Annotated in this window: 14 protein-coding genes; 6 read left to right on the forward strand and 8 right to left on the reverse strand. The window is 33.1% G+C overall.

The window, feature by feature from the left end; genetic code table 11:
- Positions 1-90: 90 nt before the first annotated feature.
- Positions 91-1,074 (reverse strand): GMP reductase, encoded by a 984-nt coding sequence (gene guaC / locus ABH959_RS19265; protein WP_002068771.1) that lies wholly within the window; start codon positions 1,072-1,074, stop codon positions 91-93.
- 271 nt (positions 1,075-1,345) lie between these two features.
- Here guaC and ABH959_RS19270 point away from each other — a divergent pair, with 271 nt between their 5' ends.
- Together ABH959_RS19270 and ABH959_RS19275 are read left to right on the forward strand one after the other, a co-directional pair.
- Positions 1,346-2,311, forward strand: a complete 966-nt coding sequence (locus ABH959_RS19270) for a lysozyme inhibitor LprI family protein (protein ID WP_113936115.1) — start codon at positions 1,346-1,348, stop codon at positions 2,309-2,311.
- Positions 2,312-2,490: 179 nt separating this feature from the next.
- A complete protein-coding gene (locus ABH959_RS19275; RefSeq protein WP_113936116.1) occupies positions 2,491-3,936 on the forward strand; it encodes a DEAD/DEAH box helicase in 1,446 nt (481 codons plus the stop codon).
- A gap of 43 nt (positions 3,937-3,979) precedes the next feature.
- Here ABH959_RS19275 and ABH959_RS19280 read toward each other — a convergent pair whose 3' ends face one another.
- A complete protein-coding gene (locus tag ABH959_RS19280; RefSeq protein ID WP_002089923.1) occupies positions 3,980-4,540 on the reverse strand; it encodes a DUF1836 domain-containing protein in 561 nt (186 codons plus the stop codon).
- 164 nt (positions 4,541-4,704) lie between these two features.
- Here ABH959_RS19280 and trhA point away from each other — a divergent pair, with 164 nt between their 5' ends.
- The gene (gene trhA / locus ABH959_RS19285) at positions 4,705-5,352 is read left to right on the forward strand and encodes a PAQR family membrane homeostasis protein TrhA (RefSeq protein WP_105586729.1); all 648 of its coding nucleotides are present in this window, start codon (positions 4,705-4,707) and stop codon (positions 5,350-5,352) included.
- A gap of 184 nt (positions 5,353-5,536) precedes the next feature.
- Positions 5,537-6,553, forward strand: a complete 1,017-nt coding sequence (galE, locus tag ABH959_RS19290; RefSeq protein WP_113936117.1) for a UDP-glucose 4-epimerase GalE — start codon at positions 5,537-5,539, stop codon at positions 6,551-6,553.
- A gap of 49 nt (positions 6,554-6,602) precedes the next feature.
- Here the strand turns inward: galE and pelG are convergent, their stop codons facing one another.
- From pelG to ABH959_RS19315, 5 genes are read right to left on the reverse strand one after another with little or no spacing between them, the layout of a single operon-like run.
- On the reverse strand, positions 6,603-8,060 hold the full coding sequence (gene pelG / locus ABH959_RS19295; protein WP_113936118.1) for an exopolysaccharide Pel transporter PelG: 1,458 nt from the start codon (positions 8,058-8,060) through the stop codon (positions 6,603-6,605).
- On the reverse strand, positions 8,048-9,469 hold the full coding sequence (pelF, locus tag ABH959_RS19300; protein ID WP_113936119.1) for a GT4 family glycosyltransferase PelF: 1,422 nt from the start codon (positions 9,467-9,469) through the stop codon (positions 8,048-8,050). Before pelF ends, pelG begins: the two co-directional genes overlap by 13 nt.
- A gap of 3 nt (positions 9,470-9,472) precedes the next feature.
- On the reverse strand, positions 9,473-11,305 hold the full coding sequence (locus ABH959_RS19305; protein WP_113936120.1) for a DUF2194 domain-containing protein: 1,833 nt from the start codon (positions 11,303-11,305) through the stop codon (positions 9,473-9,475).
- Positions 11,289-12,209 carry a tetratricopeptide repeat protein gene (locus tag ABH959_RS19310; RefSeq protein ID WP_113936121.1) on the reverse strand — a complete coding sequence of 307 codons (921 nt, stop codon included), beginning with the start codon at positions 12,207-12,209 and terminating at the stop codon, positions 11,289-11,291. Before ABH959_RS19310 ends, ABH959_RS19305 begins: the two co-directional genes overlap by 17 nt.
- The gene (locus ABH959_RS19315; protein WP_404493060.1) at positions 12,209-13,432 is read right to left on the reverse strand and encodes a GAF domain-containing protein; all 1,224 of its coding nucleotides are present in this window, start codon (positions 13,430-13,432) and stop codon (positions 12,209-12,211) included. The genes ABH959_RS19310 and ABH959_RS19315 overlap by 1 nt, the downstream gene beginning before the upstream one ends.
- A gap of 297 nt (positions 13,433-13,729) precedes the next feature.
- On the opposite strand from ABH959_RS19315, the gene ABH959_RS19320 reads away from it, so the two are divergent.
- Positions 13,730-14,548 (forward strand): glycoside hydrolase family 191 protein, encoded by an 819-nt coding sequence (locus ABH959_RS19320; RefSeq protein WP_016096433.1) that lies wholly within the window; start codon positions 13,730-13,732, stop codon positions 14,546-14,548.
- A gap of 117 nt (positions 14,549-14,665) precedes the next feature.
- Here ABH959_RS19320 and ABH959_RS19325 read toward each other — a convergent pair whose 3' ends face one another.
- The gene (locus tag ABH959_RS19325) at positions 14,666-15,067 is read right to left on the reverse strand and encodes a hypothetical protein (RefSeq protein WP_002143948.1); all 402 of its coding nucleotides are present in this window, start codon (positions 15,065-15,067) and stop codon (positions 14,666-14,668) included.
- Positions 15,068-15,590: 523 nt separating this feature from the next.
- Here ABH959_RS19325 and ABH959_RS19330 point away from each other — a divergent pair.
- Positions 15,591-16,181, forward strand: a complete 591-nt coding sequence (locus tag ABH959_RS19330; protein WP_002068662.1) for an AmiS/UreI family transporter — start codon at positions 15,591-15,593, stop codon at positions 16,179-16,181.
- The last annotated feature ends 17 nt before the right edge of the window (positions 16,182-16,198 follow it).

Consider the following 16,198-nt stretch of genomic DNA (forward strand, 5'->3'; position numbering starts at 1 on the left):
ATTCAGTGAAATGAAAATATTTTACATTTTTATACATGAAAAAGAAGGACAAGCATAAAAAATGCTTGTCCTTCTAGTTGAATTTATAAATTAATATACTTTGTCCCCGTTGAAAATAGAGTTTTTCACGACTACATAATCTACAGTACGAATTGCGTCTAATTTTGTTCCACCAGCGTAAGAGATAGAAGATTGAAGATCTTGTTCCATTTCGATTAAAGTGTCTTCTAAAGAACCTTTATGCTCAACGAACATTTTCTTACCTTCAACGTTTTTCTTCTCACCTTTTTGGAATTCAGAAGCTGAACCGAAGTACTCTTTATAAAGTTTGCCATCTTTTTCGATTGTTTCCCCTGGAGACTCTTCATGACCTGCGAATAGAGAACCGACCATAACCATAGTTGCTCCAAATCGAATTGATTTAGCTACGTCGCCATGTGTACGAATACCACCGTCAGCGATAATTGGCTTACTTGCAGCTTTTGCACACCAGCGAAGTGCAGCTAGCTGCCAACCACCAGTTCCAAAGCCTGTTTTAATTTTAGTAATACAAACTTTACCAGGTCCAATGCCAACTTTTGTTGCATCAGCACCAGCGTTTTCTAATTCTCTTACCGCTTCTGGAGTTCCAACGTTTCCAGCGATAACGAAGCTTTCTGGTAAATGTTTTTTAATATGTTGAATCATGTTGATCACAGCGTTAGAGTGACCATGTGCGATATCGATTGTAATGTATTCGGGTGAAAGTTGCTCAGCAGCTAATTGTTGTACGAATTCGTACTCGTCTTCTTTAACACCAACGCTGATTGAAGCAATTAATCCACGTGATTGCATATCTCTAATGAATGAAATTCGTTTCTCTGGTTGGAAACGATGCATGATATAGAAGTAATTATTTTCAGCTAAATAAGTTGCGATTCTTTCATCAATAATCGTTTGCATATTTGCAGGTACGACAGGTAATTTAAATTTATGTTTTCCTAAAGTGACAGTTGTATCACATTCAGATCGGCTATTTACAATGCATTTTGCAGGAATTAATTGAATATCTTCATAGTCAAATACGTTTTCCATCATTTACACCCCTAAAATACGAATATTTTATTTTTATTGATTGAAAATGTTCGTCCATAGGATAATTTACATCATTTTCAGTAAGAAGTCAAAGATTTTCTTAACATTTTTTTAAAAAGAAGCCAATATGTTTTAAAAATAACGTTAAAAACGAATTTAAATAGATTTCTTATGAATAATGTTCGTTTATAAAAAAGTAAGGAAAGTTGCGATAATTGCATAAGATTGTATGTATGCTTCTTATTTTGAGCGAGGGGGCTGGGGAAATACTATGAAAAAGTTAATACTAATAATAGGAATAACTTTGTTGGTTACTGCCGGATGTAGCAATAATGATGCATTTGATAAGGCAGAGAAACAAGGAGATTTAGCATTGGAAAATAAAGAATACGATAGAGCAGTTGCATCTTTTGAATTAGCATTAAAAGAAAAGAAGGATGATCGGGAAATCAGGCTGAAGGTGAATCAAACAAATAAAATGATTGAAGCAGTACAGGAAAGTAATATAGACCGAGCAATTTCGTTATTGAGGGAAATTGAAAATGATGCTGCTAGTTCAGTTATATTAGCCAGACAAGCAAAAGAAAAACGAGAAGTTTTAGCTAATCAAAAAGATGAGGAAGAAAAATATAAGCAAATGCTAGTTAAAGTAGAGGAGTTGAAAAACGAGCAGAAGTTTGCGGATGTAAAAGAGCAACTTAACGTAATTATTAGGGAAACGAAAGGGAAAGAACAGTTTAAAATATATTATCAAAATGCGAATGAACAAATTATACAGAGTGTGCCGAGGGCAGTAGATGTAGATAAAACAAAAGATGAGAACCGTAAGGAAGAAAAAGTAATAGAAGAGAAGCCGAAGAAAGAAAGTGTTATTACCGGTCAGAAGGCAGAATATATTACTAAACTAAATAGTATTGAGGAGAGTTTGAAAAAGCTCGATTACTTATATGAGAACGGAATTACAACTGAAATGAAAGAAGGGGAAGTTAAAAGATACGATGCATGGGATCAAGCTTTAAATGAGATTTATGCTGTTTTGAAAAAGCAACTTTCTACAAGTGAAATGAACACTTTGAGAGAGAAACAGCGTGAATGGATTACGTATCGAGATCGCAAGGCGGAAGAAGCTTGGAATGAATCTGGGCGGGGAACATTATCAGGGATAGCAACTATTTCATCGAATGCAAATAGTACGAGGGAAAGATGTTATCAGTTAGTTGAGCAATATATGGAATAATATTTTTAACAAGTTTTTAAAATATAAGATCCTTTTGTTTAGTCAGGCGAATCACGAATGATTCGCCTTTTTATGTGAGCTTTCAAGTATAATGAATAAGGTCATAATAAGGTATATGATGATTCATTGATAGGAAAAGCGAAAAAAGAAAATAATACAGAATAAAAAGAGGTTAACATATGAGTAAAAAAAGTTTTGCTGATTATGCATTAAGTAAAGAAATTGTAAGAGCACTTACTGGTTTAGGATATGAACATCCAACGGAAGTGCAAGGAGAGGTTATTCCAGTTGCCTTGCAAAAGAAAGACCTTGTCGTGAAATCACAGACTGGAAGTGGAAAAACCGCTTCATTTGGCATACCACTTTGTGAAATGGTGGAGTGGGAAGAGAATAAGCCACAAGCTTTAGTTTTAACACCGACGAGAGAGCTTGCGGTGCAAGTAAAAGAAGATATTACGAATATAGGTCGTTTCAAAAGAATTAAGGCCGCTGCAGTTTATGGCAAATCTCCATTTGCACGTCAAAAATTAGAGTTAAAGCAAAAAACACATATTGTAGTTGGGACTCCTGGCCGTGTGTTAGATCATATTGAAAAAGGTACCCTTTCTTTAGAGTGTTTGAAGTATTTAGTTATTGATGAAGCGGATGAAATGCTGAATATGGGTTTTATCGATCAAGTAGAGGCAATTATTGACGAATTACCTAAAAAACGAATGACAATGCTATTTTCAGCAACACTTCCAAAAGATGTTGAAAAGTTATCTCGTACGTATATGGATTCGCCAACGCATATTGAAATTAAGGCTACCGGGATTACAACAGATAAAATTGAACATATACTTTTTGAGATGAGAGAAGAGGAGAAGCTTTCACTTCTTAAAGATGTAACAACGATTGAGAATCCAGATAGTTGTATTATTTTTTGCCGTACGCAAGAAAATGTAGATCACGTATTTCAACAGTTAAAGCGGGTTAACTATCCTTGTGACAAAATACATGGTGGTATGGTACAAGAAGATCGTTTTGAAGTTATGGACGATTTTAGAAAAGGAAAGTTCCGTTATTTAGTAGCGACAGACGTAGCTGCTAGAGGAATTGATATTGATAATATTACACATGTTATTAACTATGATATTCCATTAGAAAAAGAAAGTTATGTACATCGTACGGGAAGAACGGGACGAGCTGGTAATAACGGGAAAGCTATTACATTCATGACGCCGTATGAAAATAGATTTTTAGAAGAGATTGAGGAGTACATTGGCTTTGAAATTCCAAAGGCACTTGCACCTTCAAAAGAAGAAGTTATGAAAGGTAAAGCAGTATTTGAGGAAAAGATACATGCTAAACCAATTATAAAGAAAGATAAAAATGCAGGCCTAAACAAAGGAATTATGAAATTGTACTTTAATGGCGGGAAGAAAAAGAAAATTAGGGCGGTAGATTTCGTCGGTACAATTGCTAAAATTAAAGGTGTTACAGCAGAAGATATAGGTATTATTACAATACAAGACAATGTTTCTTACGTTGAAATATTAAATGGAAAAGGACCACTTGTTTTAAAAATTATGAAAAACACAACGATTAAAGGGAAACAATTAAAGGTTCATGAAGCAATTAAGTAAACAAAAAAACTATCCACCTCTAACAGGTGGATAGTTTTTTTGTTTAAGTTTCTTTGAGGTCATCAACTAGTTTCTCTGCTAAACGTCTATACATATTACTCATAGTCACGAAGGATGTTAGTAATAAAAACTTTTCTAGCTTTGGATCTTCTAAGGAAGAAACCTCGTTTACTTCCTTAACACGGTTATTCACATCTTGCTTAAAGCTTTCCACATTGGTGTCAGTAAGAGAAAGGTAATCTTTATATAGAGTGTTTAATTCGAATGTATCATCGTTTATTAACGGTGCATTTATATTTTCTAAGGAGCTTTTTATATCATTAATGGAAAGAGCTCCTTTTAATTGATAAATTAAGCTGATTAAAATCATATGTTCTTTTGAATACTTTTTATTTTTGATAGGGATGAATAATTTCCCTTTTGCGTAATTGTTAATCATTGTTTTTGTTAATACTTTTTCATCATTAGTTCTCGTTGTATCCGCATAAGTATTCTCAAATAGTTGGACAACTTGGTCTACATATAAGTCGACATTTGGGATATCCTCAAGTTTAATACTTTTTTCTAAATGTAATGATTCAAGTAATTTATTTATATTTTCCACGTAGAACCCCTCACTTTTATAACTTAGTGGAACTTAATGTTTAGTATATCTTTAAATATGGTATTACGAAACAAATGAATTGTAAATGTTGACCCGCACGGAAAATGTGTATATAATTACATGTAGTTATTAAAACTACATGTAATTATATGAGGGGTGTTTATATGAATGTTTATGTAAGAGAACCAGTTAATGCATTTACTCACTTAGGAGGAGCTGTATTATCATTTATTGCATTATTAGCTATGCTTGTGAAAGTTTCTGTTAAGATGCCATCTGTTGCTGCAATTACAGCTGTTATTTTATTCGGTATCGGGATGATGGTCCTTTATATGGCATCAGCTGTGTATCATAGTGTCGTAGCTAGTGAACGTGTTATTTATTTCTTTAGGAAGCTAGATCATTCTATGATTTTCATATTAATTGCAGGTACATATGCACCCTTTTGTTTAATTACATTAAATTCGGCAAATGGTTTACTATTATTCTGTTTAGTTTATGCAACGGCAATTTGTGGTATTGTTTTTAAAATGTTTTGGTTTAATTGTCCAAGATGGTTATCGACAGCAATTTATCTTCTGATGGGTTGGCTAATTGTTCTATTCTTTGCACCGCTAGCTGAGAATCTAAGTACAGGAGGTATTATTTTCTTAGTACTTGGAGGCATTTTTTATACAATTGGTGGGTTTATTTACGGTGCGAAGCCAAAATGGTTGGAGTTTAAATATATGGGACACCATGAAATTTTTCATGTTTTTGTATTGTTAGGTAGTCTTGCACATTTTCTAAGTGTATATTGTTACGTAATTTAATCAAAAAACGCCACGCGATGTCTGTTATGTGGCGTTTTTTTTATTACCTGATTTGAATCGTGTATTGTACAAAAAATCATGGGATAAAATGTAAGTTTCTGTGTTCGCATAATAAACATATGGTAAGAAATATGTGATATACTTTGAGAAGTTTATAATGAATGAAATATGGAGGACTATAATTATGGCAATACTTGTAACAGGTGGAGCAGGATATATTGGTAGTCATACATGCGTAGAATTACTAAAAAACGGTTACGAAATTATAGTAGTAGATAATCTTTCGAATAGCTCAGTAGAGTCTATAAATCGAGTGACAGAGATAACAGGAAAACAGTTTAAATTTTATAAAGAAGATATTTTAAATCGAGAAGCACTTGATACGATTTTTGAAGAAAATACAATTGAAGCTGTTATTCACTTTGCAGGCTTTAAGGCTGTAGGGGAATCAGTAGAAATTCCGTTAACGTATTATCATAACAACATTACGAGCACACTAGTGCTGTGTGAAGTGATGCAGAAGCATGATGTGAAGAAGATGATCTTCAGTTCATCTGCAACAGTGTATGGTATTCCAGAAACATCACCAATTACGGAGGAGTTTCCATTAAGTGCAACGAATCCATATGGTCAAACGAAATTAATGATTGAACAAATTATGCGTGACGTAGCATTTGCGGATGCAGGATGGAGTATTGCATTACTTCGTTATTTCAACCCATTTGGTGCACATGAAAGTGGACGCATTGGAGAAGATCCAAACGGAATTCCAAATAACTTAATGCCATATGTAACACAAGTAGCAGTAGGGAAGTTAAAGGAATTAAGTGTATTTGGAAATGACTATCCAACAAAAGATGGCACGGGTGTCCGTGATTATATTCATGTTGTAGACTTAGCAAATGGCCATGTAAAGGCGCTTGAAAAGGTACTTGGCACTACTGGGATAGAGGCATACAATCTCGGTACAGGTACTGGTTATAGTGTATTAGAAATGGTTGAAGCATTTGAAAAAGTTTCAGGCAAGGAAGTTCCTTATAAAATTACGGAACGTCGTCCTGGTGATGTGGCAGTATGTTTTGCAGATGCATCGAAAGCGAAGCGTGAATTAGGATGGGAAGCAAAACGTGGATTAGAAGAGATGTGTGCAGACTCTTGGAGATGGCAATCAAATAACAAAAATGGCTATCTAGAAGTTTAATAAACAGATAAAAAAATGACCTTTTGCGGGAGCAAAAGGTCATTTTTATTTATTTATTTCCATTAAGTTTATTAGCAAATTTAGTAAAGAAAGTTCGCCTTTTTATAGGAGTATTTGACTGACAAAACGTATAGTAATCAATATCTTTAATGTAAGTAAAGAGTCTAGAAATAGCATATAAGAATGTAATAGAAGATCCGAGTGCAAAACTAATACCGTAACCATTAAATCCAAATGGAAGTAGAAGAAGACTTAATAACAGGTTTGCAAAAAAGAACAGGGCTGATGTTCGAAATGCTCCTTTACGATCTTCAAAATATAAGAGTAGTAATGTGATAACAAGGACCATCCCGTTTGCATAAGCACCAATTATAGTCAGCTGCAAAATAGAGTATTCAAGTGTTACGTTCCCAGATTGTGAACTAAACATCCATATTATAAAAATAATAAGTAAAGAAAAAATACCTTGATTACGAAGTATTCGTTCCATTTCTTGCTTTAGGACAAAGTTCATTGATTCTTTTAATTGTAAAATTGTATTTAATGTCGCCCCATTGTTAACTGAACCGAAGAACTTCTTATACCGTTCATAAAACCTTGTTTCAATGGATACTACGAAGAAAATATAGGTTGGGATAATGCTTAAATAGGCCCAGAAAACAGATGTATCATAAATTTGATGATAAATAAACGTGTTTTCAATATTTCCTCGCCCTTCTCCGAACCAAATAACAAAGTTACATACCCAAATGCCAATATTGTAAAGTAAGCTTGACCAAAATAGTTCTGGATATTTATCTAAATAAGAAAGAAAGGTAAATTGTTCAGTAGCATCACTATTTGGAAACATTCGTACAATAACTATACTTAACCACACTAATGTAATGAAAGTCCCGATTGTAAAAGAAATTAAAAGTAATAGGGCCAATCCGTGTTCTATTCCAAGTGTTGGATGCCAGTAAGCAATAAGCGCAATTCCAGATAAGGAGAAAATGGAACCAATTAAAAATGCAAGAGCGATGGATTGATAATCTTTAGCTGCTGTTAAATAAATGGATTGAATCCAAATGATGTTTAAAGCTAAAAATAAAAATAGCATCACGATTTTATAATACAAGGCTAATGGTGTAAAAATTGCAAACAAAATCCATAAGATAATAGCTAAAAAAAGTGTGATTTTCGTCATTCCTAAAAAGGAAGAAAATACTTTATCAGCTTTTTGCTCGTATAAAAGGTCGGCCACATATCTAGTTACGATGAGCTGTAAGGCACCATATATGATTTGAGAAAAAATGAAGCAGTATGAAATTGAAATTGTAAAAAGGCGCTGTTCCTCAATTGAAATAGAATGGAACAAACTTAAAATGTATCGAATAGCTGTTACTGCTAAAATAACGACTAACCAAGGACCAGCTGTAACAAATAATGAAAATCCGTACGCTTTTATTCTGGAAGAATAGTAGTCTTCTTGGAATAATTTTTGTAAACGAAATCCTATCCCTGCCATGTTTTTTTACCTCTTTCTAAGTAAAGCTTACGATAACTATCAACGACACCTGATAATTGATAGTGCGCTTCAATACGATTGCGCCCGTTATCCCCAAATTTTTGAATGGATTCAGGGTGACGATAATACCACTCTAAATGAATGGCAACTTGTTCAGGAGATACAGGTGGTACAACAAATCCACATTGTCCGTAAGGATCTTCATCTTGTCCGTAAATTAATTCCTTACAAGAGCCGACATCTGTAACAACCCATGGTAATCCTGCTGCCATTCCTTCTAACATAGCTAATGGTTGTCCTTCAGATATACTTGTTAATACGAGAATATCTGTTTGTTTTAAGTAATCTTTAATATTTACTTTGCCGGTCATTATTACATGCTCTTCTAATCCTAATTGTTGAATTAAATCACGACATTCCTGAGCATATTCTGCTTCTTCTGTATCAGGACCTAGTAAGTAAAATATAAATGGAATATCTTTTTCTAATAATAATTTAGCTGCATAAATCATTGTTTTTACATCTTTAATTGGCACAACTCGTATAATAGCGGAAATGATGAGTTTATCCGAATTGTATTTTGGCTTACGTAACCCTTTATAGTCAGATAAAGTAACGCCATTTGGAACGATTTTTAGTTTATGGGCCGGAGCACCTAATTCTTTTTGATATGCACTATTTCGGCCGAACAACGTAATTACATCAGCGGCTTGTTCATATGCTTGATGAGACAAGTGATGAAAGAAAGAAACCCATCTTTTTTTATATTCAATTGGTATCCAAGTAGATTGTAGTATTTCTTCTTCACGCTCCCGAGAATAAATACCGTGTTCAGTTAGAATAAATGGTATATCGGACTTGGCACTAATTGCAGCACCAAGCAATCCACCATACCCTGTCGATACAGAATGAATAAGATCTAATTCAGGAAAATCAATTTGTAAAATTTGAATGATTGGTGTGAACATAGATCTCCACATCCAAAAGTAATTTAAGAAGGATCCACTACTTTCTTCATATAAATAGCTTTCTTTAACAATTGCATAAAACTCACGGCTTTCGAAGAAGGAATGGAGTGTTCCTAGCTTTTGTTTATTCCCTAATATTTGTAATGCTGTTGTATCGTTGGCTTGAAATGTAAACCATTTTTGAAGTGTCTGTACTTCTTGTTTAGTTAAATTAGTTTTTATATGTTTTGCTTCATTTTCTGATTGCAAAGGAATCAGAATGATGTTTTTTACATTGCTTGGAATTTCATATTGATATTCATCTTCTGTTTTTACTTGAGGGACTATCGCGAAAATCGTAAATTCATGTTCTTTAAACTGCTGGATAATCATTTGAACCCAGCTTGCTACCCCTCCGCTTACAAAGGGATAGCTGCCTTCAACGACCAAACCTATTCTCATCTGTTATGCTCCTTTAATTGGAATCGTAGCGCTGGCTTTCGTTAACGTAACGCTATAAATTTGGGAATCAAGCTTTTTAACTGTACCGTAAGAGAATGAGCCAGGTTGTATCTTCTTACCTTCTTCTACACGTATAATTGTTGAAGTATGGTTTGGTAACCCTTTATATGCAATGTGAACAGCATCATCTTCATAAGAAACATCTAGGTCACCAGTTTGATAAATTTTCATAGAAGCAGTTGCTTCACTTTGGGTCATACTTTTTATATAAGGATATCTTTCTCGTATTTCTTTAATTGTCTTTTTATAAGCTTTAAATAATTCTTCCCATGTTAAATTACCTGAGCGTTTTTCATCAAGGATATCATCTGGATGGACGAAATGTGAGATAACCCCTAAATTTGCGGTAACATCAGTTAAGATAAATTGCTCTTCATCTGTGATAGCATAGCCGCTTGTAATGCGCGGGAAGTGATAAATGTTTTTATTATGTTCATCTGGTCCAAATTCTTGAATTAAACTACCGTTACTTTTACTTCCCACATATAGAGAAGCAACTGTTTCCATAGTTGGAACTGCGTCGTTTAATGCACTTAATCCAGCTGTATTTATAATATTGGATGGTGGTACATAGGTTTTTAATTTTTCGTTTGGAAAGAAGTTATACACGAGTTTTTGCAGAGCATCTAAGGAGCTCTCCATATCCTCTTTTGAATTCCATGGAACATATTCAAGTGCTTTATCTACTGGATCTGGTGGTAATAATAAAGGTTGATGGTTATAGCCATGAATGCCTATTTCCCCGCCGTGACTTAGTAATTCTCTCCCAAATAATAAATAGGTATTTCTATTTTTACCTGTGAAATCTTCAAAGGGTGGCGTTACTTTATTTTGGTACGTCCCAATGGCAACACCCGTATATTTAATATCAAGATCTTCAGAGATATCCTTCATATTTTTCCACCAATGTTTTTTATAAAATTCTTCAACAGAAATTTTTTCTTTCGTTAAGTTTTTTAGTTCTCCACTTGGAATCGGAGATGGGAAGTCATCGATATACATAATCTCCGCTCCAAGTTGTGCTGAAGCGAAAGTCGGGAAAATAGTACCCAGTGATTGAACGAACATACCTCTACCTAATTTATCGTTCAATGCTGTTGTATTCCAATATAAGACTTTTCCTTCACCGTAGTCATTGGTCCAAAGGATGGGAGTATCTTCCGCTGTAATCCAAGTATTAGTTGTATTCTCATCTAGCGTAATATTCATTGAGCTATGAGTAAACAATGGAGAAGAACTTGAGAGATCTGGATAACCAGGGAATAAAACTTCTTCAAAGGTTAATCCTTTCGCATCTTTGAAACCTTCTTTTTGGGTAATACCAAATAATGTGTTCCAGGAAGGATCTGAATCAAGTCGGTTTGCGATAATAATTCTTCCGCCCATTTGTACAAAATTTTGAATATCAGCTTGTGGAAGTTGCTCCATTATTTCACCTGTAATAATAATCCCTGTATAGGGAGAGGGTGTAAGTCCCTTAATTTCATTAGCTGTAATATCTTTATAGTGTAGGTGTGCGTAATCCATTGCCTTCTTCGTATTAAATTCGACTTGTTGCCCTAATGTATTATCCGTTTTTAAAACGTATAATTGCATTTTTTGTCCATTTTGAGCTACATCTTTTGCTTTGAGTGTTTTAACAGTAGCTGTTTCTTTAGTTTTAGGAACAGAAAACTTTTGATAAAAATTTTCTGTTCGATATATAAGGATGGATAAAATTAAGAGAAATAAAATGATACTAATAATCCCGATATATATATTAATCCCCTTTTTCAATGTGTGCGCCTCCAAACTGCCTTACAAATAATTGATATTTACGCGGTAGTATATGAACTCTTTTTGCATCCGTTAGATTATTGATTAAGTTATAGAGCTCGTCCCATAACTGTTGCTCATAATATATTTCAAGTAAACCAACGTAACCGTAATATGATTCAGGATAGAAATGAATAAGCTTTAAAAATTGTTCTTCAGACTTTGCATATTGTTTTGTGTGTAGAAACAGATTTCCAAGATGGAAAGGGTAAAGAGGTTCGTTAGGGAATAGTTCTACACCTTGTGTAATAAAATTCATAAATTTAGCGATTATTTTTTCTTTTTGCTGATTAGAAAGAAGACCACTGTTTATATATCTTAAATAGTTAGAAACCAATTCTTTTGCAATTTCATTTTGTGGATTTTGTAGAAATTGCTTATTTAAGTATTCGATTTGTTTTTCGTACCGTTCATTTAGTAAATTAATAGTAGTTGCTGCGTAATGCACAGTTTCAGGATCTTTATGGTGAATGGCTTCTTTCAATAAGCCTCCTTCATTAGCAATAGAGGAGGAGCTTAACTGTACAATGAGTTGTTTATGTAATTCAGGCTTATCTAGTTCTAATCCAGAAGAAAATGAAATTAAGTCCATATCTTGTTTTGCTGATTCCAAAATATCTTCGTAATTATCAACGTGAAAGGCAACATAATCAGAGTATTGCTGTAACCACTCGGTTTTGGAGCGTCTTATATTAAGTAATAACATGATTGCTGATACAATAAGTCCGATAAGTGGGAAAAGAAGAGATAGAATCAAGCAAAATTCAATAATTCCTTTTTTATCTTTAGTAATCAAACTTTTCGTAAATCGAAATAAAAGAAAAACCGAAATAACATAAATAAAATAAAGAAGGAGTAAAATCATTAGACTATCACTCCTTTAGAAGAAAGAGCGTTTTGTATACGAGTTTGAACTTGTATATAAAACTGTTCTTCAGTGCCAGGTAATAAAATCATGATTTTCTGCTCGGTTGTACTATAACCGAATATATCGATATCTCGCAAGTGGTCTTTTAAAATAGAATTTATCATTCCTAAAGAATCTTGTGGAGCATTGAACTCAAAATAGGAATATGGATAAGATAATGTTTCGTACCGTTTCTTTTCTATTTTTAGTAAATGTTCAAATTCATCTTCATAATAAATGCTTGTTTTAGGGAATGTGCGATCCTCTTGACTGGATAGCCAAAGATTAGAAGCGTTTTGTAAACGATCACCCATCCAGCGTAAATACCATGTGAAAAGTTCGAATTGCTCAGAAGTTACTTTTGAAAACTCGATTTCGTCTAATATAATGACGTATTGTACATCATCTTGGAATAGGACGGGACCAACTAAAAGTGGAGCGTCTTGAAAATCCTCATCTGTACGGAAAAAAGGTCGATTATGCGCTAGCGCATTTTTGATGACTAAGGAAGCGTTTTTAACGAAAATAGATTGGGATAATGTATTTTTACCAGTTTCAGCTCTTAATTTAATACGAAGCGATTGTTTATTGTTATCAACGTGATAGATACCAATTTTTTTTGCTCCAAAATACATTTTTAATACATTCATTCCTTCATCGAGTACAATTTCAGGATGTGTATGATTTAAAGCTTTAAACATATGATACATTTTAGATAAGTGGTTATTTGATTCAAGTACACGAGAACGTAGTGTAATACGTGTTTCATCCAATTGTTTCACGACATATTTTAATTCTTTATTTTCAGCCTTCAGCTCATTATTTATCATATGTACATCTTCATAACGTTCTTTTTGTGCAGTGCTCATCAGTCCACAGCATAAACTAATAACAAGTAAGAAAATCCAACTTATCCAGTAATCTAATGAATAAAAGTACAACAATACATCATTTTCTTTATATATACCGCTTATAAAAATATAAATCATTGCTTCCAAAAAGGCGAAAATGGCAATAGATATGCCATATCGGCTAGAGATAATTAATGTAATAAATAAGAGTAAGAAGTATTCATACGTTGGTGTAAGAAAATCAGTTAGTATTGATAGAAAAAATAGTGCAATAAAGAGAATCGTAGGTTCAATCATCTTTTGGAATATATTAGATTGTCTATAGTGCATAAAAAAATCCCTTCTTTCGTTTGCAAATTTAATTTTGAGGAATAGTACACTGAAATAAAATACATAATTTAAAAGAATTATTTTAAGATATATAATATATAAAGCCCAAATCATTTTATCAACAGAGATGTAGTAAATTCAAGTGAAATAAATTCTAATTTTTGTTAATGTATTGCATTTATTGGAATTTTTATAAAAAATCGAGTTTGAAAAAATGTAGAATGTTATGGTATTACTATATTTGTATTAACATTTAAAACAATAGAAAATTACAGTTGTATAGGGGGTAATATTATTATGGAGTGGAAACGTTCCGTATGTTTTTTAGCTATATTTTCTTTTATTTTTTCCTCAAGTACATCCGCACAAGCAAATGTTGTGGAACCAGTTTTAAAAAATGTACGAAGTTATAAAATTTATTATGGTGAAGCAAATGAGCAAGTAATTGAGAGACTTTCAAAGTATGACATGGTTATTATAGAGCCATATGCATTTACGAAAGAACAGGTTCAGCAATTAAAAAAATCAGGAACGGTAGTTCTTGGCTATGTTAGTGTTTTAGAATTAGAATCGTGGCATAAATCGCAAGTAGTTGAATCAGACTATTATTATAGAGATGGTAAGAAAATGAAGATTGAGCAGTGGGATACATATATTATGAATTTAGCTGATGAACACTACCGTGGGATTGTTGTGAATAAGGTGAAACAGCAAGTCATTGGAAAAGGAATAGATGGGGTGTTTTTAGATACAGCTGGTGATATTGATGACTATTTTTATGATCAGCCGTCTACACAAGGGAAATTTCGAGAAGCATATGTAAATTTATTAAAAGAAATTAAAAGTGTTGATTCCAACCTGCTTCTTATACAGAATTGGGGATTTGACACAATCAAAAATACATCCTTGAATTTTATACATGGTGTATTGTGGGAAGACTTCAATAAACAAGTTATTGCGAAAGATGAATGGAGTCAAAATTGGATGCGTTATTTTAAACAACAAAGCAATAAAATTGTAACGTTTACCGTGACCCCAGATAATGTATCTAAAAAATATAGTTCTACAAATGGATTTGTTCCTACAATAAATCCGAATGATATTTATGATAAATAGCAAGTGTTCAAAATGAGAAACTATCAAGATTGACTATCACGCTTTAGGTCAGTAATACGATTATCTTATAAAGATAAATGTATTACTGACCAGCCCCTTTCACATAATAGGGGAGATTTAATGAATTCGAACGAGTTGTTTATGGTATACTGTATTACCTTCTTGGCTTGTATATGGCGGGATACTTCGCCCAAAACAATTTGCAACAATATTGGAGTGGCCAGGATAAGAAATACGGATTTCATACAAATCAATAGAGTCATCTAAATCAGCATAAAAAACTGCTAAGTGGTTGCCTTGTAAAATATATGGGAATGCTACTTCCGTATTTTCACCAAGTAGTACAGGTAATTTTACAGGATTAGAATAGTTAGACCAATCCCAAACCTCTATAGTTACATGGTGTGTGTAATATGCATCTAAATTTACAATGTTTACTACTGCTGAAACAGTTGCAGGCTCTCTTGTTAATACACCTGTGGAGTGAAAAACAAAATGATTTGGATAATGAAGAGGCATAAATATCAAACCTTTCTAAATTAATATGAGTGTACGATATTCTATGCAAATAATTAATAGAATGAGATAGGGAAAATGTATCATTCTACTAATTTTTTATAGAAATTCAAAACGTAGTATTGAAAAGTATTCCAACACTTGTATCATTGTTAGAGTACGTTTATAATCAAGGAATCCTATTTCATGTTTTGATAGGGTTATTTATTATTGAAAGCGTTTTAAATTTGTTATTCTTTAAGGTAGGAAGTCTGACTTATTCAGATTAAAAATTATGTATGTAGTTTTAAATAGGAAGAAAAATAATAAAGTGAAACTTTAATCAGTGGGTGGGGGTTGTTCATCCCCACTGATTATTAGCCTTCACCAATCGGGCTTTACGGGCAGTTGATCTCCCGCCTAACTTCTTTGCTCTAGCTGAATTTTGAGGTGGGAGTTTTACTGCTCGTTAATGCGGGATAAAGTATCACTTTATATTGTGGGGAGGTTAAAAGTGTGAAAGGGAAAGATTTTCACACGAATATATATGGGTTACGTAGGATTATTACTTTCAGGTGCAGCTTTATTTTTAAATAGTCTTGTCATATTAGGCAAAGTAGAGATGAAAAGTGCAGGTGTCTTTAATTTATTTGTGGGGGCACTACAAATTATCATTCCGTTCTATTTGATTATGATTTCTGATCAAAGTAATTGGACGGTATATTCATATGCGGCTACTTTTTTATTTGGTTTAACTTATTTATATGTAGGCGTTACTTTTATTAAAGGAATGGATAGTAGTGGACTAGGCTGGTTCTGTATTTGGGTAGCAATTATTGCTTTATTCTATATGATTGTTTCATTTGTTCAATTCCACGATGTTGTTAATGCGTTAACATGGTTTATGTGGGCATTACTTTGGTATTTATTCTTTGTATTAAATGCACAAAAAAAGAATATCAATCAATATCTTGGCAGAATTGCCTTTGTACAATCATGGGTAACATTGACGTTGCCTTCACTCTTTTATTTTATGGGAGTATGGGGCGAGGGATTCATATATGAACTATGGGTTTATGTATCAGTAATTTCTATTTTATATTGCTGCTATTGTATTTTTAAATATCGAGTACGTTAATGTATCGTGTGTAGAAA

The organism is Bacillus sp. RC51 (assembly GCF_044908115.1).
Lineage (GTDB): Bacteria > Bacillota > Bacilli > Bacillales > Bacillaceae_G > Bacillus_A > Bacillus_A mycoides.